Source organism: Salinicoccus siamensis (assembly GCF_042429615.1).
GTDB classification, from domain to species: Bacteria; Bacillota; Bacilli; order Staphylococcales; family Salinicoccaceae; genus Salinicoccus; species Salinicoccus siamensis.
In genome coordinates this window covers 42,422-65,625 of sequence record NZ_JBHMAH010000021.1, presented here as the reverse complement: position 1 = coordinate 65,625, position 23,204 = coordinate 42,422, and the positions used below count along the sequence as shown (strand labels likewise).

Annotated in this window: 28 protein-coding genes; 19 read left to right on the top strand and 9 right to left on the bottom strand. The window is 48.2% G+C overall.

Going from position 1 to position 23,204, the window contains the following annotated elements; translation table 11 throughout:
- Nucleotides 1-443: 443 nt before the first annotated feature.
- The 6 genes from ACFFLE_RS07645 (at nt 444) to ACFFLE_RS07620 (ending at nt 5,954) form a co-directional block, all read left to right on the top strand.
- Nucleotides 444-2,183, top strand: a complete 1,740-nt coding sequence (locus ACFFLE_RS07645) for an ABC transporter ATP-binding protein (RefSeq protein ID WP_380570550.1) — start codon at nt 444-446, stop codon at nt 2,181-2,183.
- Nucleotides 2,184-2,199: 16 nt separating this feature from the next.
- Complete coding sequence (locus ACFFLE_RS07640) at nt 2,200-2,748, top strand: VanZ family protein (RefSeq protein WP_380570549.1); 549 nt, start codon at nt 2,200-2,202, stop codon at nt 2,746-2,748.
- A 25-nt stretch (nt 2,749-2,773) separates the two neighbouring features.
- Nucleotides 2,774-3,175, top strand: a complete 402-nt coding sequence (locus tag ACFFLE_RS07635) for a PH domain-containing protein (RefSeq protein WP_380570548.1) — start codon at nt 2,774-2,776, stop codon at nt 3,173-3,175.
- A 94-nt stretch (nt 3,176-3,269) separates the two neighbouring features.
- Nucleotides 3,270-4,190, top strand: coding sequence for an ABC transporter substrate-binding protein (locus ACFFLE_RS07630; RefSeq protein ID WP_380570547.1), 921 nt, complete (start codon nt 3,270-3,272; stop codon nt 4,188-4,190).
- Between the two features lie 28 nt (nt 4,191-4,218).
- On the top strand, nt 4,219-5,085 hold the full coding sequence (locus ACFFLE_RS07625) for a M23 family metallopeptidase (RefSeq protein ID WP_380570546.1): 867 nt from the start codon (nt 4,219-4,221) through the stop codon (nt 5,083-5,085).
- A complete protein-coding gene (locus ACFFLE_RS07620; RefSeq protein WP_380570545.1) occupies nt 5,082-5,954 on the top strand; it encodes a DNA-3-methyladenine glycosylase family protein in 873 nt (290 codons plus the stop codon). Before ACFFLE_RS07625 ends, ACFFLE_RS07620 begins: the two co-directional genes overlap by 4 nt.
- A 31-nt stretch (nt 5,955-5,985) precedes the next feature.
- On the opposite strand, the gene ACFFLE_RS07615 is transcribed toward ACFFLE_RS07620, so the two are convergent.
- Nucleotides 5,986-6,159, bottom strand: a complete 174-nt coding sequence (locus tag ACFFLE_RS07615) for a hypothetical protein (RefSeq protein ID WP_380570544.1) — start codon at nt 6,157-6,159, stop codon at nt 5,986-5,988.
- 97 nt (nt 6,160-6,256) lie between these two features.
- On the opposite strand from ACFFLE_RS07615, the gene ACFFLE_RS07610 reads away from it, so the two are divergent.
- Entirely contained in the window at nt 6,257-6,562 is a 306-nt protein-coding gene (locus tag ACFFLE_RS07610; RefSeq protein WP_380570543.1) for a thiamine-binding protein, read from the top strand.
- Between the two features lie 77 nt (nt 6,563-6,639).
- Here the strand turns inward: ACFFLE_RS07610 and ACFFLE_RS07605 are convergent, their stop codons facing one another.
- Together ACFFLE_RS07605 and exaC are read right to left on the bottom strand one after the other, a co-directional pair.
- Nucleotides 6,640-6,990, bottom strand: a complete 351-nt coding sequence (locus ACFFLE_RS07605) for a DUF779 domain-containing protein (protein ID WP_380570542.1) — start codon at nt 6,988-6,990, stop codon at nt 6,640-6,642.
- Nucleotides 6,991-8,511: an acetaldehyde dehydrogenase ExaC gene (exaC, locus tag ACFFLE_RS07600; protein WP_380570541.1), complete on the bottom strand. Its 1,521-nt coding sequence runs from the start codon at nt 8,509-8,511 to the stop codon at nt 6,991-6,993.
- 270 nt (nt 8,512-8,781) lie between these two features.
- Here exaC and ACFFLE_RS07595 point away from each other — a divergent pair, with 270 nt between their 5' ends.
- Nucleotides 8,782-10,398, top strand: coding sequence for a BCCT family transporter (locus tag ACFFLE_RS07595; protein WP_380570540.1), 1,617 nt, complete (start codon nt 8,782-8,784; stop codon nt 10,396-10,398).
- A gap of 231 nt (nt 10,399-10,629) precedes the next feature.
- Here the strand turns inward: ACFFLE_RS07595 and nagA are convergent, their stop codons facing one another.
- Nucleotides 10,630-11,766: an N-acetylglucosamine-6-phosphate deacetylase gene (gene nagA, locus ACFFLE_RS07590; RefSeq protein ID WP_380570539.1), complete on the bottom strand. Its 1,137-nt coding sequence runs from the start codon at nt 11,764-11,766 to the stop codon at nt 10,630-10,632.
- A 140-nt stretch (nt 11,767-11,906) separates the two neighbouring features.
- Here nagA and nagE point away from each other — a divergent pair, with 140 nt between their 5' ends.
- Both nagE and ACFFLE_RS07580 read left to right on the top strand, forming a co-directional pair.
- Complete coding sequence (nagE, locus tag ACFFLE_RS07585; RefSeq protein WP_380570538.1) at nt 11,907-13,388, top strand: N-acetylglucosamine-specific PTS transporter subunit IIBC; 1,482 nt, start codon at nt 11,907-11,909, stop codon at nt 13,386-13,388.
- Between the two features lie 91 nt (nt 13,389-13,479).
- Nucleotides 13,480-14,592 carry an iron-containing alcohol dehydrogenase gene (locus ACFFLE_RS07580; RefSeq protein ID WP_380570537.1) on the top strand — a complete coding sequence of 371 codons (1,113 nt, stop codon included), beginning with the start codon at nt 13,480-13,482 and terminating at the stop codon, nt 14,590-14,592.
- Between the two features lie 33 nt (nt 14,593-14,625).
- Here the strand turns inward: ACFFLE_RS07580 and ACFFLE_RS07575 are convergent, their stop codons facing one another.
- Both ACFFLE_RS07575 and ACFFLE_RS07570 read right to left on the bottom strand, forming a co-directional pair.
- The gene (locus ACFFLE_RS07575) at nt 14,626-15,339 is read right to left on the bottom strand and encodes a tetratricopeptide repeat protein (RefSeq protein WP_380570536.1); all 714 of its coding nucleotides are present in this window, start codon (nt 15,337-15,339) and stop codon (nt 14,626-14,628) included.
- Complete coding sequence (locus tag ACFFLE_RS07570) at nt 15,317-15,508, bottom strand: helix-turn-helix domain-containing protein (RefSeq protein WP_380570535.1); 192 nt, start codon at nt 15,506-15,508, stop codon at nt 15,317-15,319. The genes ACFFLE_RS07575 and ACFFLE_RS07570 overlap by 23 nt, the downstream gene beginning before the upstream one ends.
- Nucleotides 15,509-15,616: 108 nt before the next feature.
- Between ACFFLE_RS07570 and ACFFLE_RS07565 the strand changes: the two genes are divergently transcribed.
- From ACFFLE_RS07565 to ACFFLE_RS07555, 3 genes are all read left to right on the top strand, one after another.
- Entirely contained in the window at nt 15,617-15,796 is a 180-nt protein-coding gene (locus tag ACFFLE_RS07565) for a hypothetical protein (protein ID WP_380570534.1), read from the top strand.
- 224 nt (nt 15,797-16,020) lie between these two features.
- Nucleotides 16,021-16,422, top strand: a complete 402-nt coding sequence (locus ACFFLE_RS07560; RefSeq protein WP_380570533.1) for a (deoxy)nucleoside triphosphate pyrophosphohydrolase — start codon at nt 16,021-16,023, stop codon at nt 16,420-16,422.
- Nucleotides 16,423-16,516: 94 nt separating this feature from the next.
- Nucleotides 16,517-17,581 carry an NAD/NADP octopine/nopaline dehydrogenase family protein gene (locus ACFFLE_RS07555; RefSeq protein ID WP_380570532.1) on the top strand — a complete coding sequence of 355 codons (1,065 nt, stop codon included), beginning with the start codon at nt 16,517-16,519 and terminating at the stop codon, nt 17,579-17,581.
- Between the two features lie 32 nt (nt 17,582-17,613).
- Here ACFFLE_RS07555 and ACFFLE_RS07550 read toward each other — a convergent pair whose 3' ends face one another.
- Complete coding sequence (locus ACFFLE_RS07550) at nt 17,614-18,030, bottom strand: DUF2188 domain-containing protein (RefSeq protein ID WP_380570531.1); 417 nt, start codon at nt 18,028-18,030, stop codon at nt 17,614-17,616.
- Nucleotides 18,031-18,099: 69 nt separating this feature from the next.
- Between ACFFLE_RS07550 and ACFFLE_RS07545 the strand changes: the two genes are divergently transcribed.
- Nucleotides 18,100-18,498 carry a secondary thiamine-phosphate synthase enzyme YjbQ gene (locus ACFFLE_RS07545; RefSeq protein ID WP_380570530.1) on the top strand — a complete coding sequence of 133 codons (399 nt, stop codon included), beginning with the start codon at nt 18,100-18,102 and terminating at the stop codon, nt 18,496-18,498.
- A gap of 129 nt (nt 18,499-18,627) precedes the next feature.
- Nucleotides 18,628-18,804 (top strand): hypothetical protein, encoded by a 177-nt coding sequence (locus tag ACFFLE_RS07540; RefSeq protein ID WP_380570529.1) that lies wholly within the window; start codon nt 18,628-18,630, stop codon nt 18,802-18,804.
- A 44-nt stretch (nt 18,805-18,848) separates the two neighbouring features.
- Here the strand turns inward: ACFFLE_RS07540 and ACFFLE_RS07535 are convergent, their stop codons facing one another.
- Nucleotides 18,849-19,769 carry a metal ABC transporter solute-binding protein, Zn/Mn family gene (locus ACFFLE_RS07535; protein ID WP_380570528.1) on the bottom strand — a complete coding sequence of 307 codons (921 nt, stop codon included), beginning with the start codon at nt 19,767-19,769 and terminating at the stop codon, nt 18,849-18,851.
- Nucleotides 19,770-20,111: 342 nt separating this feature from the next.
- On the opposite strand from ACFFLE_RS07535, the gene rpmG reads away from it, so the two are divergent.
- Complete coding sequence (rpmG, locus tag ACFFLE_RS07530) at nt 20,112-20,261, top strand: 50S ribosomal protein L33 (RefSeq protein WP_344700620.1); 150 nt, start codon at nt 20,112-20,114, stop codon at nt 20,259-20,261.
- 115 nt (nt 20,262-20,376) lie between these two features.
- Nucleotides 20,377-21,249, top strand: a complete 873-nt coding sequence (locus tag ACFFLE_RS07525; protein WP_380570527.1) for a bifunctional 5,10-methylenetetrahydrofolate dehydrogenase/5,10-methenyltetrahydrofolate cyclohydrolase — start codon at nt 20,377-20,379, stop codon at nt 21,247-21,249.
- Nucleotides 21,250-21,274: 25 nt separating this feature from the next.
- Here the strand turns inward: ACFFLE_RS07525 and ACFFLE_RS07520 are convergent, their stop codons facing one another.
- Nucleotides 21,275-21,661 carry a YolD-like family protein gene (locus tag ACFFLE_RS07520; protein ID WP_380570526.1) on the bottom strand — a complete coding sequence of 129 codons (387 nt, stop codon included), beginning with the start codon at nt 21,659-21,661 and terminating at the stop codon, nt 21,275-21,277.
- Nucleotides 21,662-21,801: 140 nt separating this feature from the next.
- Here ACFFLE_RS07520 and ACFFLE_RS07515 point away from each other — a divergent pair, with 140 nt between their 5' ends.
- Together ACFFLE_RS07515 and ACFFLE_RS07510 are read left to right on the top strand one after the other, a co-directional pair.
- Nucleotides 21,802-22,821: a lactonase family protein gene (locus ACFFLE_RS07515; RefSeq protein WP_380570525.1), complete on the top strand. Its 1,020-nt coding sequence runs from the start codon at nt 21,802-21,804 to the stop codon at nt 22,819-22,821.
- Nucleotides 22,822-23,109 carry an alpha-amylase gene (locus ACFFLE_RS07510; RefSeq protein ID WP_380570524.1) on the top strand — a complete coding sequence of 96 codons (288 nt, stop codon included), beginning with the start codon at nt 22,822-22,824 and terminating at the stop codon, nt 23,107-23,109.
- The last annotated feature ends 95 nt before the right edge of the window (nt 23,110-23,204 follow it).

Genomic DNA, 23,204 nt, shown 5'->3' with positions numbered 1-23,204 from the left:
ACGGGAACCTCCGGCCATTCGACCGTCCAGGTGATGCCACAGTCTTCACAACGCTGACGGTGGACCGGGACACGAATATAGATGGTTTCCCGGGTAGAAACCCAGGCGTGACGCAGGAAGCGATTCTTGTTTCTGGCATGATTGATACTTTCCTGGAAGCATAACGGACAGAGATGGTTCTGTGGCTTCGGCTCGACGCCGAGAACCCAGCCATCTTTCACACGTTCTCCTTCATTATTCAATATAAAGGTTGGTAGGTGCAGGATATCTGTAGTAAACTGTTTATACAAGCAGAACTTCCTCTCTATCAATGTTTTGGGTTGGTACTTTAAACATTAGAGGAAGATTCTGCTTTTTTCAATGTCAAGCACACATGATTAGGGAGAGCCATTTAGTAATATATACTGTAACAGTTGGAAACCATATGGAAGGATGATTAAGGGATGGCAAAGGAAAATCAGGAAGATCGGGCCACATTCCGTGATTTCACGGCACTGCTCAGGCAGACTGATCTGAACAGGGGGCTCTTCATCATTGGCATGGTGTTGACCCTGTTCGGCACAATCGGGTCGCTGATCGTGCCTCTACTGACCCAGCAATTCATCGATGGCTACAGCCCATCGAGCATCTCAGGCATGCTGATCGGCATCATCATAGGGGTCTTTTTGATGAGTGCCATACTGGATGGGGTCTCCTACTATATATTGGCGCATATCGGACAGACGATCATCAAGGGGCTCAGGGAACGGGTGTGGCATAAGTTCCTCAAACTGCCGATTCCGTATTTCGACCGCACAAAAAGCGGCGAGTCCGTCAGCAGGGTCGTCAACGACACTGCAATCATAAAAGATCTGATCACCCGCCATTTCCCCCAGCTGATCAGTGGCATCATCTCGATCATCGGGGCAGTGGTCATCCTCCTCATACTGGATTGGCGCATGTCACTCATCATGTTCATCACGGTTCCGATATCCATTGTGGCCATATTGCCCCTCGGCCGGCGGATGGGCCGCATATCAAGGGCGCTGCAGGATGAAACCGCATCGTTTACGGGATTGATCCAGGAGACTTTAGGTGAGATGCGCCTTGTCAAAGCCTTCAATGGGGAAGAGTACGAACGTGAAAGGGGAAAAGCAGGCATCAGCAGATTGTTCGATTTCGGCATGAAGGAAGCGAAGATAAACGCCTTCTTGTCGCCGATCATGAGTACTGTGATGATGTTTGTCATCATCCTGATCATTGCGTATGGAGGATTGAGGGTATCGGAAGGGACGCTTTCAATTGGTACACTTGTGGCGTTTTTGCTGTATCTGTTCCAGATCATCATGCCGATGACGATGTTTGCGATGTTCTTTACCGAATATAATAAAGCCCTTGGGGCAACGGACCGCATCATCACGATACTTGGAATGGAAGAGGAGAGAAATGAACCCGCCGGCGAGACACCCAGATTCGAAACATTGACATTCGACAGCGTCAAGTTTGGATATGACGAATCGACACCGGTGCTTGAAGATGTCAACTTGAGGGCCGAACCGAACCAGAAGGTGGCATTCGTGGGGCCGAGCGGAAGCGGTAAATCAACCATATTTGCACTGATCGAGCGGTATTATGATGTCAAAGGCGGCAGCATCAGTATAGATGGGGTGGATATCCGCAATATCCCGCTTCCTGTCCTAAGACGCAACATTGGCTATGTGGCACAGGAAAGTGCCATCATCTCCGGGACGATCCGGGATAATATCACCTACGGCCTTGAGGCGACTGAGTATACTGAGGAGGAAGTGGCACTTGCGGTAAGCCGTTCCTACTCGGATGAGTTCATCAATCAGCTTGAAGACGGACTCGATACCGAGGTCGGGGAGCGCGGCATCCGCCTCTCGGGCGGTCAGCGTCAGCGCATCGGCATCGCGCGGGCATTTTTGAAGGATCCTGAATTATTGATGCTGGATGAGGCGACAGCCAGTCTGGATTCCCGTTCCGAGAAGTATGTACAGGAAGCACTGGATGACTTGATGGCAGGACGGACCGTGCTGGTCATTGCACACAGGTTGTCGACCGTCGTCAACTCAGATAGAATATTTTTCCTTGAAGCAGGACGCATCACCGGCAGCGGTACCCACCAGGAATTGATGGCATCGCATGATATGTATAAAATTTTTACAGAACAACAATTTGGATGAGAGGGTAGGGAGATATATGTCAAAGCTGTTTGAAGCGTTCCAATCGATCATTCCGATATTTATACTGCTCTCGTTCCTGATCATTTTCCTGACCCTCGCAATCAATAGAAAGGCAGGACATAGGCTCGATACCGTTGATAAGCAGGTCCGATACTTGATTTTCATCGGTCTGATGCTGTCGATAATCGGCACCCTGCTGTTGACCCTGCTGCCGAGTTCAAACCCTGAGAAAGTAACGCAGCTCGTCCCGTTCTACAGTATCCTGGATACATTTGAATATGCGGCCGACTATGCAATCATCAACTCGATCGGCATGAACATCCTGTTGTTCGTGCCATTTGGCTTCTTTCTGTTTTTGATTATCCGCCAGGAAATCATCACTGTGCTCTTTGCATTCCTGTTCTCTGCCATCATTGAATTTCTGCAGTACACCTTACCGATCGGCCGCATCTCCAATGTGGATGATGTCATATTGAATACACTGGGCGGAATCATAGGAATGTTGGCCGGTGCCATTGTCTTAAAATTCGGAATAGTTTATAATAGAGTCAGGAAGGGTAGATGATTATAAAGAATCTGGGGGTATGTTTATGCATAACAGATTAAAAGATCTCGATGATATGGCACTTTACGAAGAGGAAGTCGTCGGCCCGGAACTGATCGGCACCGTAGAATACGAGAAAGATGGCCACCACTCTTTCCACGGCGGCATCATCCCTACGACGCATAGGCTGTTCATCAAACTGAAGCGGGAAGAAGAGATTGAAACCCATGCTGTCGGGTACAAGGACATCACCGGCATCACAACGGAAAATCTGTTGCTGGTCGGCAACATCATCCATATATGGATCGGCAACGAAATCGTCATCAGCATGAAAAGTGTTTCAGATGGTAAGCTGGATAAATTTCTCGACTTCATCTACAGATATAGGGCTAAAAGGCTGAAACTGGATGGAGAGATTTCTGTGGACCAGGAAGAAAACGCAGTGTGACAGGCAGAGGGGCTTCCCCTCGCGCCTGTCCTTTTTGGTTTCCCCTGTAAAATCCATTCATGTATAATGAAAGAGATCAGAGGAAGGATGGAAGATGCATAAGATGAAAACCAGGCTATTGCTCATCGTTACGATGGTCCTGGTCTCGGCATGCAGCGGCTTCAGGGAGACGGGCGTCTCAGAAGATGGCGCGACGAGACAGATCGTGACTGAGCACACGGAAGAGATTGAAGTACCAGCAAACCCAGAGCGTATCGTGCTGCTGCGCGGCGTGGATGCCGGCAACGCGGCACTGTTGGATGCCGATGTTGTCGGTGCGGGGGACATGATTGAAGATACCTGGCTTGCCGAGGAGAAGATGGATCCTGAAATCATTCTTTTGGAACACGGTGATATTGAAGGGATGAAAGCCGTGGAACCGGATCTGATCATCACCTATGCGCCCGATGCGTACATAGAAGACTATCAGGCGATTGCGCCAACTGTGCAGATCAGCTACAGTACATCCATCTTCAGCCCTTTCAGGGAGCGGCTTTATCTGACCCAGTTGTATAACCTTGGCGTCATACTGGATAAACAGGAAGAAGCACAAAGCATCGGTGATGGGTGGCTTGAAGAGATGACGCGCATCCAGCGGAGGGCAGGGGATATGGCGAGCGGTAAAAAGGCGATCGTCCTGACTAAAGAGGCGGATGGGTATATCATCCGTGATGAGTTTTCCGCCTTCGGTACTGAAGCGGTGTATGACGTACTCGATTTCGGCATGGATGAATCGCTCCGAGAGGCATTGGAGGAAGGCCCGTTGCCGATTGAATTGGAGACGCTCGGTGCGTACGATGCCGACTATCTATTCGTCAACGTCAAAGGCATAGATGACGAATTGCGTGCAGACATCGCAGAGCAGGCGGGTGTCAGCGAATCACAAGTCATCATGCAGAATTACGACAGCTACAGGCTCAACGACCTTTCGTCAGTCAAACATCAGGCTGAAGAGATCATCAGTAAGGTTAAATGAGCACTGCAGTATTGAAAGGAGATGCATCATGTCAAACCTATCACCCGAAGCATTCGGCAATCATTTTTCAGAAGGCGATTTTGAAGCCATCTATAGCCGGACCGCGGCAGCATTCCAAAACCAGATGGATTTGGACACCTTCGTCGCTGCAGCCAAAGAATTCCAGGACGGCAGGCAATTCACACTGAACCTGCAAAACTCCCTTGAGCCCGGCATACGCAGGTACCAATGGCTGGATGAAGCCAAAGAGCGTATGATTACAGTCGCTTTTGACGGGGATGAAATAATCATCGGCATCCAATTCGATGTGTACGAGAAATATGGGACAGACCGCGAACTGTCGATCAATGCCTATCATCTGCCGTTCGAATCGGAGTGGTTCGTGCTATGGGGTGGGAATGACTTGTTCCTGAACTATCACTATCCATATGCCCACCAACGCTATGCCTATGATTTCATCAGAAAAAAAGAGGAGCGATCCCATAGTGATGATGAAGGGAAGAACGAGGCATACCACGCGTTCGGTTCGGCAGTTACGGCGCCGCGCAGTGGCACGGTCATACATGTAACGGATGGCGTAGCAGACAATCTGCCGGGTCGCCCAGATATGTCAAAGCCTGAAGGGAATTACATCATTCTCTCCCACGAGCATGATGAATACACCATGCTTGCCCATCTCAGAAAACACTCCATCTCAGTAAAAGAAGGCGATCATGTAGAAACAGGTGAGCGTCTTGCCCAATGCGGCAACAGTGGAGCTTCCGACACCCCACACCTCCATTTCCATGTGATGGATCAGGCCGACCCCAACAGGGCGAACGCCATCCGCATCCAATTCGCTGATGGTCAGGAACCGAGGCAGGGGGAGACGGTGAAAGGACGGATCAGACGATGAGGATAGAAGCGAATGGGCCATTCAACTATACGATGACCTATGATTTCATGGCCAAGCAGGATGATTGCCTCTATGAAGCGCATGAAGGCAAGTTGAGGCGGGCAATTCATATTGATGGAAAAGCAGTGCTGTTTGAGGTCATGTCCCACAGCAAGGACGCGGTTGACGTCGATATACTCTACAATGAAGGTGCCAAGGAAGAACATATCAGGGAGTATGTAGTGGACTGGCTCGATCTCGATTACGACTTGGAGGCATTTTATCGATTCGCAGCAGCAGATCCGCGGTTGTCACAGATTATAGGAGAACGCACAGGCTATCGCATGACCTGTAAACCAGACATCATGGAAGCGCTCATGTGGGCGGTCCTTGGCCAGCAGATCAACATGGCATTTGCGTATATACTAAAGCGTCGCATAGTGGAGCATTTTGGCCACCATGTCGAATATGAAGGCCGGCAGTATTGGCTGATGCCAACCTCGGAGGAATTGTCGTCGCTCGATCCGGAGACGCTACGAGACATGCAGGTCTCCTATAGGAAAGCGGAATACCTCGGGCTGTGTGCCAGTGGGGTGCAGAATGGTGAGCTGTCAAAAGGGAAGCTCCTTGCCATAGGGGATTATGGTGCGGTATTGAAATATATGACCAGCTTCAAAGGAATCGGGCTGTGGAGTGCCAACACCGTTCTGATGCGTACCCTTAAGTACAGGAACGCCGTGCCGATCGGGGATGCGGGATTACGCAACGCAATCAGACTCACCGATGGGTTGGAAGAGCGGCCGGATAAAGCGTATATCGCATCGGTCATTGAAGACTGGGGCAGTTACGGCGCCTATGCGACACTCTATATGTGGCATATATTATTCTAGACAAAACCCCGCCTTAGAAAGGCGGGGTTTTTCAGGATTCATTGCGTAGTACAAGCACAAGTGAAACCAGACCGGCTATTATCAGACCAATCAGCATAAAGCCATGAAGTGATGGATCGATGATGCCATCCAGGAACACATAGATGGCGAAGAGGGCGATGATGGTCAAAGTGAAGTTCAACCATTTGAATGTGTTTTTGCTCATATGAAAGCTCCTTCGATATAAACGCGGGTTTCTTTGAAACCCTTTTCTATAATGGTATCATATAATCGGAATTAAATATTGAAAAGGAGGTAAGAGGATGAATTATATCATGAGCATACAGTTGCTTCCCCATCATCCAAATACAAGCGATGCTTTCTCCCATGTTAAGGGTGCAATTGAATTGATTGAAAATAGTGGATTGACACATTTCATCGGACCGATGGAAACGACAGTTGAAGGTGATATTGATGAATTGCTGAAACTGGTCAAGAAACTTAATGGCCATCTCGCCCAAGAGGGATGCGATACGGTCGTATCAAACATTAAGCTGGTCCAGTCGGAAGAGAAGATTGAAATCAAGAACGTGCTCTCCGATTACTATGAATTTGACGATGAAGAGTAATATTTGATGATAAAAAAGGACGAAGGCTTATAGCCCTCGTCCTTTTTTATTGGGTCGACAGATTTGCTTCTTGTCGATCAGGATGATTCTATACTGTCGATTGGTTCACTCCGGATGTGGAAGCGCACACCGCGCGGCCCTTCGACACTGAACATGCCGCCGATGCCTTCTACGACGTCAAGCGTGAGCTTGGTATGCTTCCAATACTCATACTGCCTATGATGCATATAGAAAGGGACTCCCTCCACTTCACCGAGTTTGACATCCGCGTCGCCAATGATCATGGTGCCTTCCTTCAGGCACATGGGGCTGGAACCGTCGCAGCATCCACCAGATTGGTGGAATATGAGATCTCCGTGCTCTTCCTTCAGATCTCTGATCAGTTCTTTTGCCGCTTCGGTGGCATCTATTGCCTTCAGTTCAGGCATCTAGAAAAATCCTTTTGGTGACTCATCGTAGCTGACGAGCATATTTTTCGTCTGCTGATAATGACTAAGCATCATAAGGTGGTTTTCGCGACCGATACCGCTCATCTTGTAGCCGCCGAACGCAGCATGGGCAGGATAATCATGATACGTATTCACCCATACACGTCCTGCCTGTATGCCACGGCCGAATCTGTAGGCCTTGTTCTGTGAGCGTGTCCATACACCGGCGCCTAGGCCGTAGAGCGTATCATTCGCGATTTCAAGTGCTTCGTCATCATCTTTATAAGTCGTCACGGCGAGCACGGGACCGAATATTTCTTCCTGGAAGATGCGCATTTTATTGTTTCCTTTGAAAATGGTAGGTTCGAAATAATAACCGCCAGCAATGTCTCCATCGACTTCCTTGATGTTGCCCCCGGTCAACACTTCCGCCCCTTCCTTCTTGCCGATATCGAGGTAGGAACTGATTTTTTCCTTCTGTTCCTTGGACGTCTGTGCGCCCATCATCGTATTCTCATCAAGCGGGTTGCCGACCTTTATCTGTTCCACACGGCTGATGACCCGCTCCATGAAGGCATCGTATATATCTTCGTGGACGATTGCACGTGAAGGGCAGGTACAGACTTCACCCTGGTTCAGAGCGAACATGACGAGACCTTCAATCGCCTTGTCGAGGAAGTCATCATCCTCGTCCATAAGGTCTTTGGCGAATATGTTAGGTGATTTACCGCCGAGTTCCAGTGTGACCGGAATGATGTTCTGACTGGCATTCTGCATGATGATGCGGCCTGTAGTCGTCTCCCCTGTAAATGCGAGTTTATTGACCTTATCGTGTGTCGCCAGTGCCTGACCGGCTTCTGAACCAAAGCCGTTAACTACGTTGATGACGCCTTTTGGTACGATATCACTGATCAGTTCCATCAGATGAAGGATGGTGGAAGGCGTCTGTTCTGCCGGTTTCAGCACAACACAGTTACCCGCAGCAAGCGCCGGCGCGAGTTTCCAGGAAGCCATCAGAAGCGGGAAGTTCCATGGGATGATCTGGCCGACTACACCCAACGGCTCATGGAAATGATAAGCTACCGTATCGTTGTCGATTTGGGATATGCCGCCTTCCTGGGCGCGTATCGCACCTGCAAAATATCTGAAATGATCGACCACGAGAGGCAGGTCGGCATTCAATGTTTCGCGGACTGCCTTACCATTCTCGAAAGTTTCAAGTACTGCCAGTTCCTCCAGATTCTGTTCTACACGGTCTGCTATCTGGAGCAGGATATTACTCCGTTCCGTAGGTGAGGTCAATCCCCATTCTGCATGTGCCTTATGTGCCGCTTCCACAGCTTTATCGATATCTTCTTTCGTCGAGCGTGGTACCTTGGACACCTTTTCACCGATGACCGGTGATTCATTTTCAAAGTAATCTCCTTTTACAGGCGGTATCCATTCGCCGCCGATGAAGTTTTCATACTGCGCCTTGATTTTGTATTGAGCATCTTTTTTATGTGGAAAATCGAATGTCATTGCCATACCTCCTAGTTTGATATACCGCCATTATATTTTAATATTCAGTATATTGCAACCGCTTACATTTAAAAGGGACGATACGCTCCTATAGATTTGTTATGTGATGGGGCTGGATGAAAAAGAGGCGTGGTTCTGCCTATAAAGTGCCGTTGAATGCTTATTTGGAACTTTTGCAAGCGGTTGTTTATCTCTGTACTTATGTTAATATAAGAAAGTTGGCAGGAAGTACTTATAAAGAGTAATTATAAAATTACACGAGGTGAGGAAATGAAAAAATTTCGATTGATGGATTGGCCAACATTTATAGCTTCAATCATTATTCTTTTATCTGTCATAGTGCCGCTCATCGCTTTTCCAAAAGCGAGTGAAGCTATCATCCTGCGGCTTAACGATGTAGTGACCGGCGGGTTGGGCGCAGTTTATCTTGGAATTGGAGTGGCAGCACTTCTTTTCGTATTGTACATAGCGTTTGGCAAATACGGCCAGGTTACACTGGGTGAGGCTGATGAAAAGCCTGAGTTTGGAACATTCAGCTGGGCAGCCATGCTTTTCTCAGCAGGTATCGGGTCGAGTATCCTCTACTGGGGTGCGATTGAATGGGTCTACTATTATCAGGCTCCACCGTTTCATATTGCCCCGGAAAGTGAAGAAGCGATCAACTATGCAGCCGCATACGGTATCTTCCACTGGGGACCGATTGCGTGGGCGATCTATGTGCTGCCCGCACTTCCAATTGCCTACAGTCTTTACGTTAAAAAGAATCCTATACTCAAAATCAGTCTCACGTGTGAGCCTATTCTTGGGAAGTATACAACACGATGGCCCGGCAAACTGATCGATGTACTCTTCATATTCGGTCTGCTCGGCGGGGCCGGGACGACATTGGGGCTTGGGACGCCAATGATTGCAGCCGGCGTGGAATCCCTGTTTGGAATAGACGGCGGTGGCCTGGTGCTGAGACTCAGCATACTTATCATCGCAACTGTCATCTTTGCAATCAGTTCCTATTCCGGTCTAAAGAGGGGGATCAGGGTACTGAGCGACATGAACTTATGGTTGACGTTCATCCTGCTTGCCTTCATTTTCGTTGTCGGACCAACGATCTTCATCATGGAAACAACCGTCTCAAGTGTCGGTCTGATGATGAAAGACTTCTTCCGGATGGCAACTTGGCTTGAACCATTTGGTGGCTTTAAGGGCATAGAAACGACCGATTTCCCTCAAAGCTGGACGGTATTCTATTGGGCATGGTGGCTGGTCTATGGACCATTCATCGGGCTCTTCATCGCAAGGATCTCCAAAGGTCGCCGATTGAAGGAAGTTGTGCTTGGTACAATCCTTTACGGAACGCTTGGGTGTGTACTCTTCTTCGGAATACTGGGGAACTTCGGGCTATGGCTTGAAATTTCCGGTACATTCTCTGTGACGGATGTCCTCAACAACCAAAGTGGGGAAGCGGCAATCATGGCAATCATCGGCCAGCTGCCTTTCGGCAAACTGATGACTTTGATCTTCATCATTACTGCACTGCTCTACTTGGCGACGACATTCGACTCAGGTTCCTATATTCTTGCATCATCCACCCAGACAAAGGTTGATGGTGAACCATACAGATGGAACCGCCTGTTCTGGGCATTTGCGTTATCCTTCCTGCCATTTACATTATTGCTGATAGGCGGAGATGATTCATTGAGTCTGTTGCAGACCGCCTCCATCGTTGCAGGTGCGCCACTCATCATAATCTTCATCATGCTGATGGTCTCCTTCCTCAGGACGTTAGGCGAGGATCGCATCAAACTTGAAGCAAGGCGTAGCGCACATAAAGAAAGAGAAAGAAAAACATTGTCCATCACGTACGCAAAACGCGACAATTGGTGGGAATAGGAAAAAGCTCCGGAAATATCCGGAGCTTTTTTGTGTGGAGAAGTGTGCACTGAGATGAATGTCTCGTCTAACTCTCGTTGGTTTGGGCGACGAGCGCGAATTGGATGTCTAACTCCCGTTGGTCCGCGTGACGAGCGCGAATTGGATGTCTAACTCCCGTTGGTCCGGGCAACGAACGAGAATTGGGCGTCTAACTCTCGTTGGTCCGCGTGACGAGCGCGAATTGAGACTCTAGCAGTATATTTCACCGTCTATAATGGTGTGCTTCAGATTTGAAGCATCATCGTAGATCACCAGATCGGCGTCGGCGCCTTCTTTTATGACGCCTTTTGATTTGGTCAAGCCGAGTTCAACGGCCGGGTTATAGGCGGTCATCTTAACGATATCCTGCCATGTACACCCGGTGACTTCCCTCATGTTCCTGATGGCCTGTTTCATAGTCAATACGCTGCCGGCGAGCGTTCCGTCGGCGAGGCGCGCTTCGCCATCCTTGACGTGGACGTTCTGGCCGCCGAGGTCATATTCGCCATCCGGCAGGCCTTGGGCGCGCATGGCATCTGTAATTATGACGAGCCTGTCTGGTGTGATGATGTCATAGGCCAGTTTCATCATTTCCTTTCTGCAGTGGATGCCATCTGCAATCAGTTCAGTAAAGGCATCCCCCATATAGGCGAAGCCGACGGTACCGGGTTCCCTGTGGTGAAGGCCGCGCATGCCATTATACAGATGGGTGATGTGGCTGAGCCCTTTCGTTTCAGCATCTTTCAATGTATCGAACAAACCATCTGTATGACCGGCTGAAGGGATGATCGACAAATCCTTCAGTGTCTCTATGAAGTCGCCAGGGTCCTCTTCAGGGGCATATGTCATCAGGCGGATCTGATTGCCTGAGAGGGATTGGAGGCGACGTGCCAACGCGTGATCGGGTTTCAGGATATGGGCTGGATCTTGTGCGCCTGGGTGGGCTTTTGAGATGAACGGCCCCTCCAAGTGGATGCCGAGCATTTTTGCCCCTCCCGCGTACGTGTAGCCAGATAAGTTCTCAAGAGCCCGTTCAATGTCTTTGATCGGGGAGGTCATGGTGGTGGCCAGGAACGATGTGGAACCGGTGCTCGGCAGATGGGCTGAAATCTTCTCCAAATAAGCCTCGTCCGCATCCATCGCATCCACGCCATCGGCACCATGTATATGCATCTCGATGCCGCCGGGCAGGACATTGTCCCCTTGTGCATCAAGAACCGTTTCTGCATCCGGGCACTTCTCCATCGGGCCGAACGATTTTATTTTATCATTTTCGATAAGCAGCCAATGATCGCCGAACGTGTCATCATGGGTGACGAGGCGTGCATTTTTTATGAGGCGCTGCATAGTATCATCCTTTCAAAAGATATTTTATATTATTATTATAGTGTATTGAAAATAAATTTCTATACATCAACTGACTGGCATGTGCTATATTTAAGATAAACCCAGTTACAGCTATTATATCTTATAAAGGGGGATTGGTTATGTTACGTTATATTCAAAACATGGGGCGTGCATTCATGCTACCGGTGGCAGTTCTGCCGGCAGCGGCGTTGCTCCTAGGTCTGGGGTATGCAATCGACCCTGATGGGTGGGGTGGCGGCAACGCAATCGCCGGCATGCTGATCAACGCAGGCGGCGCCATCCTCGATCACTTGGCGATCCTGTTTGCAGTGGGGCTTGCCTTTGGCATGTCGAAAGATAAAAACGGGGCGGCGGCACTTGTCGGCCTCGTATCATTCCTTGTCGTGACCAACCTGCTGAAGGCAGATTCGATTGCCTTATTGCGCGGTATTGAACTGGAAGAAGTGGGGGCCGCCTTCGGAGTCATCGAAAACAACGTATTTTTAGGTATCATCACAGGTTTGATCAGTGCGGCTCTATACAACCGCTTCAGCGGCACGAAACTGCCTGATTACCTTGCATTCTTCAGCGGGCGCCGTGCGGTGCCGATCATCGCTGTATTCGTCATGATAGTGCTCAGTGGTGTGCTGTACTATGTATGGCCACTGCTCTATAACGGCCTCTTCTCATTCGGGGAATGGATCAGTGGACTGGGTGCCGTCGGCGCCGGCCTCTACGGCTTCTTCAACAGATTGCTGATCCCGACCGGCCTGCACCACGCATTGAACTCGGTGTTCTGGTTTGATACAGTCGGCATCAACGATATCGGCAACTTCTGGGACAACGAGGGTGAACAGGGCATCACAGGCCGTTACCAGGCCGGCTACTTCCCGATCATGATGTTCGGGCTGCCGGGGGCTGCACTTGCGATGTACCATACGGCTAAGACACAGTTCAAAAAAGCCGCTGGCTCCATTTTGCTTGCGTCTGCATTGACGGCATTCCTTACAGGTGTAACGGAGCCGCTTGAATTTTCCTTCATGTTCCTCGCGCCGTTGCTATACGTCGTACATGCAGCACTTACAGGATTGTCCCTGTTCATTGCAGCATCGTTTGAATGGACGGCAGGGTTTGGTTTCAGTGCGGGACTGATCGACTTTGTACTCAGCACCCAAGTACCCATCGCCAACCAGCCTTATATGCTGATCCTGCAGGGGCTCGTATTCTTTGTCCTATACTATGTCATCTTCAGGGTGATCATCAAAGTGCTCGATCTTAAGACGCCGGGCCGCGATGATTCGGTGTTGGCTGCAGAAGCGCCGACTGGAGCAGGAGTCGAAGGAGTTGAGGGAGTGGATGAGAAGTCATCTTCCTTCGACGATAAGTACTCCAAAAAAGCAGACCAGATCCTCATCGGACTCGGTGGCAAAGAGAATATCGATACAATCGACTACTGTACGACGCGTCTGCGCATCAATGTTATGGATGAAGCCAAGATAGATGATGCAATCATCAAATCAGCAGGCGCCCACGGCGTCATCAGACCGGGGCGCAACAACGTCCATGTCGTCGTCGGTACTGAAGTCGAACATGTTGCAGAAGAAATGAAGCGTCTCGTATAGAATGCAGGACACCATATGGTGTCCTGTTTTTCGTTTTGTCAGTCTATTGAGGTACAATGGAGGCAGTCAGATAGAATAAAGGAGGATATTCATGTTCACTTTCAAACATCCGGTCGATATCCGTTTCGGCGAAGGCATCATCTCACAGCTTGGTGAGATCATCTCGGATCTCGAGTACAGCAGGCTCGTTGTGGTGGCGACGCGTTCCCAAGTGAAGAATGGGGTAGCGGAATTCATCGAGACCGAACTCGGTGAGAAAATAAAAACGGTCATTTCCGATATTGAGGCCAACCCGACCATTGAAAATGTTTCGGAGATTGCAGCAGCACTCCATGCGCATGATGCCCATGCTGTCATCGCCGTTGGCGGCGGTTCAGCAATGGATGCCTCGAAAGCTGCAGCAGCTGCATATATGCAAGGTGTGGAACCTGGGTCCATCATCGAGCACACAGATTTCACACGGGCATTACCAGTCATCGCGATCCCTTCAACAAGCGGTTCAGCCTCTGAAGTCACAGCTTCAAGCATCATCAGCGATAAATCACAAGGACTGAAGGTACCGCTGATCGGACCTGGACTTTATCCGAAAGTCGCGCTGGTCGATCCGGAACTGACATTGACGTGCCCACCGAAGGTGACTGCAATTTCAGGGATTGATGTCATCTGTCATGCGCTGGATTGCCTCGGATCCACCAAACATAACCCGGTCTCCGACACTTTGGCGATACGTGCAGCGAACCTGGCATTTAAAAATCTGCTTGCAGCCTATAACGAGCCCTCGGACAGGGAGGCACGGACCAACATGTCCCTTGCGAGCATGATGGCAGGGATGGCGTTCAGCCAGACGGGGACTTCCGGGTCTCATGCCATGAGCTACTACCTGACTTCCCAGTACGATGTCCCCCACGGGGAAGCATGTGCCTTTTCCTTGGATGAATGGTTCAAGGTCAATGCTAAAGCCAATCCACAGCTTCACGACCATGCAAAGGACATCGGTTTTGAGGATGCCGAAGACCTCGCACGTGCCTTCAATGGACTGAAGCAGAATCTGGGGCTTGGCATGACGCTTTCGGACTTTGGCATCAATCATGCGGATATCCCTGTAATTGCTGACGAGAGTATGCGGCAGGCGAATATGAAGAATAATATCGCGCAGCTCTCGCGGGGTGAAATCATCGAAATGCTTGAACAAAAGCAGGCATAGCTTTTTGATCCATATAAAGAAGCGCTGGAATGGTCATTCCAGCGCTTCTATTGCGTTCTTTGCGATTTCGATGTGTTCAGCCATCTTATCCTGCAGATTTTCAAGAAAGAAAGCAGCTTCTGCCTTGGCCAAATAATGGCGCGCAGATTTCGGCTCGTTTAATGCCACGTGGATGAGTGTCATCAGATGGTTTGCCTTACCCCTGTAGTAGAGTGAGTTGTTCTCTTCTATCCGGATCAGCAGTTTATAGCAGATGTCGACTGCTTCTGCGTAGAAGAAATTGTTGTAGAGGCTGACGGCATAGCCGTAGTAGAGCTGAATGATCATGTAACGATCCATTTCATTCATATGCCTTGATTCAAGAATGCGGTTGCGGTGCTTATGGTAAAGTGTAAGGGCATCTTCAGAGCGATCCGTGATGATGTACAGATCGCCGAGCGTATTTATGATTTCAAGTTCCAGCATCTTGTTGGACTTCGTTTCTTCGATCAAGGTTGTGAGAATGTGTTCGGAATCTTCAAGACGCCCTTCATTCCTCAGTATGATTGCTGTATATGTACGGAAGAGCCGCTTGTAATTACGGTATTGAAGGTCGAATTCCGACCTTATATTGATTGTTTCCTGGGCATCTTCAAGCGTCACCTTGAGCAGATCGGCATGTCTGAAATAGACATATTCGCGCATCATATCAAGATAGTGGTCGATCAGGGCGTATTCAGAAGCCTCATCGATGAAAAGATCCTGCATGCTTATGCCAAGGCGCCGGCACAATCTGTGGAGTATGGGGGCGGAGAGTGCTGCATCCCCCCCGTTCAAAACGGTAGATGGTGGTCTTGCCACAGATGCCTTCGGCTGCTTCCAGATGAGTGAGCCCTTTCTGCTGACGCATTTCCTTAAAGCGGGTGTAGTATTCCATGGCGAGCCTCCTTGCTGAAGAATTGTTCACAACTTTCCCGGATGTGGATATTGATTGAATATTTAGAATCATCCATAATGTAGTTATAAACAGATAGGTGGTGAGGGCATGAAAAAGATACTCAGTGCTTTAATATTGGGCACTATGCTATTAGGCTCAACAGCAGTGGTCGATGAACCAACGGCGGAAGCGAGCGTCGTCAAGCACGACCATGAAGTAATCAGTACTTTGGGAAGAGGATCTGGTTACCTTCCTGATGGACGGCCAGCCCCTATCGATGTTTATTAGGTACTCCCAGTAAGTTCATTTTTCCTTACCCTTAATTGGACGCTTCTGCCCTCAAATGCACCCGACCTCTTAACCTTTTCAGGGCAGAAGGTCTTTTTTTTGGCTTTTTGCTCCATTTTAATGGGGGGGTAGGCATAAGAATACCATAAACCGTCCCGTAAATCTTGATTTTCCATGCGACAGATCTGTTATAATGGGTCGAGAACATATCTTGGAGGATTCAGATGAAAAAATATATCAGGGTAGTCGGTGCGGTAATAGTCAACGATAAGGATGAGATATTGTGCGCACAGCGCCCGGAAGGTAAGAATCTGGCGTTGAAGTGGGAATTCCCAGGCGGCAAAATTGAAGCGGGCGAAACGCCTGACGCGGCTTTGAAGCGTGAATTGATGGAAGAGATGCAGTGTGACATCCTTGTCCAGGATAAAATTGTGACGACGGTCCATGAATATGATTTTGGTGTTGTGGAATTGACTACATATTATGCAGAGCAGCTCTCAGGAGATATCCGCCTTCTTGAGCATATTGATATGAAATGGTTGCCGAGGGCGGCGATCGATTCACTTGATTGGGCACCTGCCGATATACCAGCTATAAAAAAAATAAAGAATGATCAGCCGAAATGATGCCCGGATACACTTCCGGGCTTTTTAGGGTGGCTAAATAATTAAATATTCAGTATAATTTGAATTATAATTCCTAAGGAGTGTTTCATCTGCAATGAAAGTTTCCATAATTGGCGCGGGCAATGGCGGCATAGTAGCTGCGGCTGACTTGACGGCGCGCGGGCACACAGTCACACTGTACCATTCACCGTCGGCCATAAAAGATCCGCATTCTGACATTACGGAAGGTAAAGTACATTTTAGGGGAAGACCAATCAGGATCAGTGCATTCACAAGAAATCCAAAGGAAGCGGTGAAGGAGGCAGAAGTCGTCATGACCTGTCTGCCGACCCATATACTTTCAGATATGTTCGAAGAAATCATACCATATCTTGAAGCGGGTCAGATGATATTCATTAACGGTGCAAGTGCGATGAGCAGCATGAAGCTGTCGAAGCGGCTTGAACGGAAACGGCCGGAGATTTCGGTTATGATAGGGGAATCGATGTCCCTGACATATGCTGCACGTTATGATTACGCGACGAACGACGCGGACATCATATTAAGGAGCCGACATAACCTGTTCAGTGCCTATCCTTCGGGTGATACGGAACCAATGCTTTCGAAGCTGCATATGCTTTACGATACGCTCGTGCCAGCTGAGAATATACTTGAGACGACACTCAACAATGGCAATCCGGAAAGTCACCCGGCCCCTTCCATCCTGAATTCCGGCACCATCGACAATGATGGCGAAAACTTCTACCTGTACCGTGATGGTGTGACGGAACACACTGTAAAGGCTATAGAAGCGATTGATGGAGAGCGCCAGGAAATATGTAAAGTACTCGGTTTTGAAGTGTTGGATAAAGCGGGGCGTTCCGAACGGAGCACCTATTTCGAACCTGGAAAAGCGTTGAAGACACAATATAATGAAAGCCCGGTTCTTAGAGATCTTGCAGGTCCTACTGCACTCGACAACCGGTATATAGTGGAGGATGTCGGGCATGGGCTTGTGCTTTGGAAAAGCATTGCAGAAGCGCTTGATGTCCACACACCGACGATTGATGCAGTTATCCATCTGACTTCACTTATGTTGGAAGTCGACTTCATGCGTGAGGGGACGACACTTGAAAAGATTGGCCTTGATGCCTCGCATGACCTGAACCATCAAGTATAAAAATGACCCCGGTCAGTTGACCGGAGTTCCATTTACTCATCTTTATTGTGAATATGTGTGCGGGTCCCACGGTTTTCGGCAATTTCTTTAGCGCGCCTGACAGCGTCATCCTTATTATCATAAGTGTTGCTGGGCTGTTTTGCCCCTTTGGTCTGTACTTTCCATTCATCGTCTTCATAAAAGACTGAAACATCATTATCTGCAATCTTGCCACCCTGTGAGTTGGGGTCAGGTTTGTGTTGCGTAATTTTTTTATCCTTTAGTTCATCAAGATCTTTTTGTGAAGCGTCTTTATACCATTGTTCCGCCTGCTCGGTTCCGATCGGAATGGCACGTTCCTCATCGTATCCGTCCTTCAACATGGCGTTGATGATGTCGATCGCCTTTTTTCTTTCGAGTTCTTTCAAGTTCTTTAAGGAATCCGGGTAGTCATTCATGGTATAAGGCATTTGAATACCCCCTTTCATCGTGTTCTAGTAAGATTATACCCGGAAATAGGAAAGGTTAAAGGTGATAATATGCTTTTTACATTTGAAGTCGATACACATGAACGTACGGCATTTGTTAATATTGATGCCTTCGTCTTTGAAGCTTTGGAAAAAAGTGGCGTGCGATCAGGGATCATGACGGTCTTCACTCCCCATACGACAGCAGGAATCACAATCAATGAGAATGCGGATCCGGATGTTGTGAAGGATCTTGTATACGGGATAGATCTTACCTTTGACAACAAGCCGGCATATCAGCACTTTGAGGGGAATTCGGATTCCCATATGAAATCGTCGCTGACCGGCGCGAGTGAAACGCTCATAATCGAAAAGGGGGAAGTCCTCTTCGGAACATGGCAGAGCCTGTATTTTGCAGAGTTTGATGGTCCGAGGGCCCGACGGGTCCATATCAAAGTGATTGGTGACTGAGGCATGAAGCGCTCTGGCGAAAAGCGATAATGCAAAGTCTTCAGGTGGCCGATCGATGCTTTTCATATGTATTGCTTAAAATATAGTGGAACGGGTACAGTCCAGTAAATCATTTTATGGAGGTTCATCATGGAAGCGATTAAATCATTATTCTCATTCCTCTTCAAGCTTATTGCTGTATTGATTGTAGCAGGAGTGATTGGTGTAGCAGTATTGGCGTTTTTCCTGAAGCAGGATGTCAAAGAAATAAGGGAATTCACTGAGAGATTGAAGAAAGAGATTGAAGCGGAACCGAATCAAGTATAAAAGCTGGCCTCAAAGGGCCAGCTTTTTCATTTTGTTTGAAGCCATCAATCATTCAACGCCTTGTCGATGACTTCTACATTTTGCCGCATGACGGATTGATAGGTGGCGTCTTTTTCATCACTATCATACAGGACTGAAAGGTTATGGAATTCTAGTGGTTCTATGCCCGTCTCATTTTTTACAGTGTCTGCTATCTTGGAGGTGATGTTCTGTTCATAGAGGATATAAGGCACATCATGCGCTTTGATTTCTTCGACGATCTGCGTCAATTCCTGCTGGGAAAGCTCCTCGTTGTTCAAGCCGGAGATGCCCACCTGATTGAAGTGGTACCTGTTGGCGAGATAGCCGAGGGAGGCGTGGGAAATGTACACTGTATCGCGTTCGGTCTGCTCTGTGACCTCGGTGAACGCATCATGGATCGATTCAAGGTCGTCTTCCAACGCTTCATAGTTGTCCCTGTACAATTCTTCATGATCGGGATTCATTTCGATCAGCTGATCCTGGATGGATTTCGCCATCTCGATCGAAAGTTTCGGGTCGAGCCAGATGTGCGGGTCGCCTGCTTCTTCATGTGCATGCTCATCATGATCATGTTCTGTATGGAGATATGCGGACTCCGGAATGCTGTCTGCGGCTGAGAAGAATTCAGTGTGGTCACCGATTGAGCCTTCGATCTTCTTTGAGACGGGATCGAGCGCTTTGGAAGTGTAGATGAAGAGATCTCCTTCAGCATAGTTCAGGATATCCTTCTGCGTGGGTTCGTAAGTATGGACATCGGCGCCAGTGGGGTAGATGGATTCCACCTGTACTGTATCGCCCCCAATCGATTCGGTGAAGCTTTTTAGGGGGAAGACTGTCGTGTACACAGTCAATTCCTCTGTTTCTTCTTCATTTGCCGAATCTGCCCCACATGCACCAAGCAGCAGCAGGAGGATGGATAAAGCTGTCATCTTATAAGTTTTCATGGTATAGCCCCTCAATATAACGGAATGATTACGATTTATAATTATAGCGTATGATGCAGGGACGGGCAAGCGCAATTGCCCATTTTTTTACGTTCATCGATAAAAGTGTTGAAAAAAATTGAATAAACCTTTAAAATGGTTAAGGCGGTTCAAAAAAGGACAATACTGTCCGAATACCATCGTTTCATCCCGAATGGATGATCAACTGGCCAGTTGAAATGGAGTCCGTGATGTCTTTCAAAAAGGAACCGGGCATGGTATGACTGCAATATCAATGAAATTCAGATGTTCCTCACCATGAATGTGAAATGGAACAGGTAATGAGTAAAGGAGGCGTAACGAATGAGAGTAAATGTAACTTTGGCTTGTACAGACTGCGGAGACCGCAACTACATTACGACAAAGAACAAGAAAAACAATCCTGAGCGTATTGAAATGAAAAAATTCTGTCCAAGAACAAACAACTATACACTGCACCGTGAAACGAAGTAATATTAAGCCGCCCTGTTGGGCGGTTTTTTTATTTTCACTGATCGACAGTGTCCGTTACATGGAGCGGGGCGAAGTATGGTATATTTGATAAAAAGGCTGCAAAGGAGCATTTTCTATGACAACGATTATGGAGGGCAAGGCAGTTGCTGCACATCTTTCCGAAAAGATAAAGAAGGCGCTTAGTGAGTCTGATAAGCATGGCATCAGTCCGAAAGTGGCTTTCGTCAGGGTAGGGGAACGGTCTGATTCGATTTCCTATGAACGGGCGGCGATTAAAAGGTTCGAAAAATTTTCTATTGAGACAGAACAATACCATTTTCCAGATGATGTCTCGGCCCGTTCCTTCCTCAGCAAGTTCAGGGAAATAAATGAAGATTATTCCATCAACGGAATATTGCTGCTGCAACCTCTGCCGGAACACATAGACATGAAGCGAGTCGAGGAATTGATGAATCCAATAAAGGATATCGACGGCATGACGCCATTTAATCTGGGTCAAGTAGTGACGGATGATGAGAATCGTCTGGAACCTTGTACGCCTGCTGGGGTAATGGAGATGCTCGAGTTCTATGACATTCCTCTGAAAGGAAAGGATGTAGTCGTGGTAGGGGCAAGTGAAGTGGTTGGAAAACCATTATCATTGCTGTTTATGAACCGTGATGCGACAGTGACGACATGCAACGCCTATACCAATGATCTGGCTGGAAAGTGCCGCCAGGCGGATATCATTGTCAGTGCTGCCGGTGTCATCAACCTGATCGGGGCAGATCATGTGAAAGAAGGGGCTGTTGTGGTGGATGTCGGCATCAACTTCAATGATGCAGGTAAAATGGTTGGGGACGTGGATTATGACGCAGTACGCGATAAGACCTCCTACATCACGCCGGTACCAGGCGGAGTAGGGGCCATTACGACAACTGTACTCGCCTATCACCTGATGATGGCGACCGATTACCAAAAAGAACCTGTTCTATTTTTGGAACGTTAAAAAGCCGCACCCAGGTGCGGCTTTTTTAATGGTCGAGCATGGTGATGTCGAGGATGTCGATGAAAGAGATGAACACCATTTCATCTTCAGGCGCCAGACGTTGGCCAATCAGCATCAGACTCCATCTATCGACCCGGAGAAGCTGCAGATCGACATGAAAGCGCAACCCATCATAATAATATTCGATGCGCACGTTGCGCTTTTCATGGATGGCTTTTTTCATGGTGTGGTCCATTTCCGCCAGGCGGTCGTCAGATAGTTCGGGGCGGCTTATCTTTGATTGCGCCTCGATCATGGCGTCCACCCGTTCAAACTGTTCCGGCATGGTGGCGAATGGGGCCCACTTGATCATGCCACGCCCTTTTGGAATATTGCTGTCTAGCTGGTCGATGGGCATTTGCCGGTAATCCATAGCGATCCCCTCTTTCCAGTAGAGTTATATACGCCATTATACGAACATACGTTCTGTTTTGCAACTGCGGATAATTTCGTTTAGTGAAAATCAGCAGGTATGCTAATATAAAGGCAAACTGAACCTTAGGGGGAATATGCATGATTGGATACATCGGCACGTATACAAAGGACCATGGCAAGGGTATCTATCAATTTGACCTTGACCTGAAACAAGGTGTATTCGGGGAGATTAGGGAAGCAGCGGAAACACCGAATGCAACATACCTTGACATTCACAAAGACCGTCTGTATGCAGTTAAAAAGGGCAAGGCGAAATCAGGCATCGCAACTTACGATATCAGCGACCCGAATACCGGTGACCTCAACCTGATAGAGGACTGTCTCAGAGAAGGAGCTTCCGCGTGTCATCTGACCTTGACATCAGACCAGAATTATCTTATCGATGCGGTATATCTATCTGGAGAGATCCGTCTGTATCGCGTCGATGAGCGTGGTGTGGTGACAGAACGGCTGGATGTTTTCCAGGTTGAGGGGAATGGCCCCCATGAACGTCAGGACAGTCCGCACTCCCACTTTGTCGTCGAGACTCCGGACCGAAAATATATTGCAGCAGTCGATCTTGGTGCAGATAAGATTGTTACGCTTGAAATCAAAGGTGACCGACTTGTTAAAGTGGCAGAATCAAATGTGGCGGCAGGCAGTGGCCCGAGACACTTGGTGTTCGACAACAATGGCCGCTATGCCTATATCTTTACCGAACTATCGAATGAAGTGATCGTAGCCGCTTATGAAGACGGGAAATTTTCCCCACTAAAGACATATTCGGCACTCCCGGAATCTTTCAGCGGACATTCGCAGGGGGCGGCAATACGGAAACATCCAAACGGAAAGTTCATTTATGTTTCAAACAGAGGGCATGACAGTATCGCTGTGTTTGAAATCATATCTGATGGTGAGGAACTCAAACGCCTCCAGATCGAATCTACCAACGGAGACTGGCCGCGGGACTTCAATATTACCCCTGACGGCAATTTCCTTGTGTGCGCCCATGAACGCTCTCATAATGTAGTGCTGTTCAAGATCACTGAAACAGGCACAATCGTGCGTCAAGAGGGTGAATTAGAGGCTCCGGAAGGCGTTTTTGTAGGGTTTTTATAGATGAATAAAAAATTTTTATGGCCTTTTCTGCTTCTGCTTTTGCTTCTTCTGCTGTTCTTGCCGCTTGCTGATCGGACCAGTGGCTCAGAACGTGTCATCATCGATCACAATAAAAGACAGCTGGTGCATCCGGCCTGTTTCGATCAGGCAGATCTGACGAATTACATCGATGAAGTTTCCTATTCTAGGGCTACAGAGGACCTTGACTACAAGATCAAGGACGAGTGCTCGATGGAAAGGCTCGAGAAGGGTAGAGAGAGTGTAATAAGTAAAATATTAAATGAATGACCATGTTTACTATTCAGAATATTTGTGATATTATTTGATCATACCTTTTTTCCATTCTTTTCAACTATTTGATTTTGAAATTGCCTTTCACAACA

Excerpts from the sequence above, each read along its gene's own strand:
- ACFFLE_RS07620 (WP_380570545.1), top strand. The coding sequence starts at position 5,082 with ATGAGGATAGAAGCGAATGGGCCATTCAACTATACGATGACCTATGAT.
- ACFFLE_RS07535 (WP_380570528.1), bottom strand. The coding sequence starts at position 19,769 with ATGAAAACTTATAAGATGACAGCTTTATCCATCCTCCTGCTGCTGCTT.
- ACFFLE_RS07595 (WP_380570540.1), top strand. The coding sequence starts at position 8,782 with ATGAAAAAATTTCGATTGATGGATTGGCCAACATTTATAGCTTCAATC.
- ACFFLE_RS07580 (WP_380570537.1), top strand. The coding sequence starts at position 13,480 with ATGTTCACTTTCAAACATCCGGTCGATATCCGTTTCGGCGAAGGCATC.
- ACFFLE_RS07545 (WP_380570530.1), top strand. The coding sequence starts at position 18,100 with ATGCTTTTTACATTTGAAGTCGATACACATGAACGTACGGCATTTGTT.
- ACFFLE_RS07550 (WP_380570531.1), bottom strand. The coding sequence starts at position 18,030 with ATGCCTTATACCATGAATGACTACCCGGATTCCTTAAAGAACTTGAAA.
- ACFFLE_RS07565 (WP_380570534.1), top strand. The coding sequence starts at position 15,617 with ATGAAAAAGATACTCAGTGCTTTAATATTGGGCACTATGCTATTAGGC.
- ACFFLE_RS07515 (WP_380570525.1), top strand. The coding sequence starts at position 21,802 with ATGATTGGATACATCGGCACGTATACAAAGGACCATGGCAAGGGTATC.
- exaC (WP_380570541.1), bottom strand. The coding sequence starts at position 8,511 with ATGACATTCGATTTTCCACATAAAAAAGATGCTCAATACAAAATCAAG.
- ACFFLE_RS07555 (WP_380570532.1), top strand. The coding sequence starts at position 16,517 with ATGAAAGTTTCCATAATTGGCGCGGGCAATGGCGGCATAGTAGCTGCG.
- ACFFLE_RS07570 (WP_380570535.1), bottom strand. The coding sequence starts at position 15,508 with ATGGAATACTACACCCGCTTTAAGGAAATGCGTCAGCAGAAAGGGCTC.
- ACFFLE_RS07560 (WP_380570533.1), top strand. The coding sequence starts at position 16,021 with ATGAAAAAATATATCAGGGTAGTCGGTGCGGTAATAGTCAACGATAAG.
- ACFFLE_RS07540 (WP_380570529.1), top strand. The coding sequence starts at position 18,628 with ATGGAAGCGATTAAATCATTATTCTCATTCCTCTTCAAGCTTATTGCT.
- ACFFLE_RS07615 (WP_380570544.1), bottom strand. The coding sequence starts at position 6,159 with ATGAGCAAAAACACATTCAAATGGTTGAACTTCACTTTGACCATCATC.
- ACFFLE_RS07635 (WP_380570548.1), top strand. The coding sequence starts at position 2,774 with ATGCATAACAGATTAAAAGATCTCGATGATATGGCACTTTACGAAGAG.
- ACFFLE_RS07625 (WP_380570546.1), top strand. The coding sequence starts at position 4,219 with ATGTCAAACCTATCACCCGAAGCATTCGGCAATCATTTTTCAGAAGGC.
- nagA (WP_380570539.1), bottom strand. The coding sequence starts at position 11,766 with ATGCAGCGCCTCATAAAAAATGCACGCCTCGTCACCCATGATGACACG.
- ACFFLE_RS07645 (WP_380570550.1), top strand. The coding sequence starts at position 444 with ATGGCAAAGGAAAATCAGGAAGATCGGGCCACATTCCGTGATTTCACG.
- nagE (WP_380570538.1), top strand. The coding sequence starts at position 11,907 with ATGTTACGTTATATTCAAAACATGGGGCGTGCATTCATGCTACCGGTG.
- ACFFLE_RS07640 (WP_380570549.1), top strand. The coding sequence starts at position 2,200 with ATGTCAAAGCTGTTTGAAGCGTTCCAATCGATCATTCCGATATTTATA.
- ACFFLE_RS07605 (WP_380570542.1), bottom strand. The coding sequence starts at position 6,990 with ATGCCTGAACTGAAGGCAATAGATGCCACCGAAGCGGCAAAAGAACTG.
- ACFFLE_RS07525 (WP_380570527.1), top strand. The coding sequence starts at position 20,377 with ATGACAACGATTATGGAGGGCAAGGCAGTTGCTGCACATCTTTCCGAA.
- ACFFLE_RS07520 (WP_380570526.1), bottom strand. The coding sequence starts at position 21,661 with ATGGATTACCGGCAAATGCCCATCGACCAGCTAGACAGCAATATTCCA.
- ACFFLE_RS07575 (WP_380570536.1), bottom strand. The coding sequence starts at position 15,339 with ATGCAGGATCTTTTCATCGATGAGGCTTCTGAATACGCCCTGATCGAC.
- ACFFLE_RS07630 (WP_380570547.1), top strand. The coding sequence starts at position 3,270 with ATGCATAAGATGAAAACCAGGCTATTGCTCATCGTTACGATGGTCCTG.
- ACFFLE_RS07610 (WP_380570543.1), top strand. The coding sequence starts at position 6,257 with ATGAATTATATCATGAGCATACAGTTGCTTCCCCATCATCCAAATACA.
- ACFFLE_RS07510 (WP_380570524.1), top strand. The coding sequence starts at position 22,822 with ATGAATAAAAAATTTTTATGGCCTTTTCTGCTTCTGCTTTTGCTTCTT.
- rpmG (WP_344700620.1), top strand. The coding sequence starts at position 20,112 with ATGAGAGTAAATGTAACTTTGGCTTGTACAGACTGCGGAGACCGCAAC.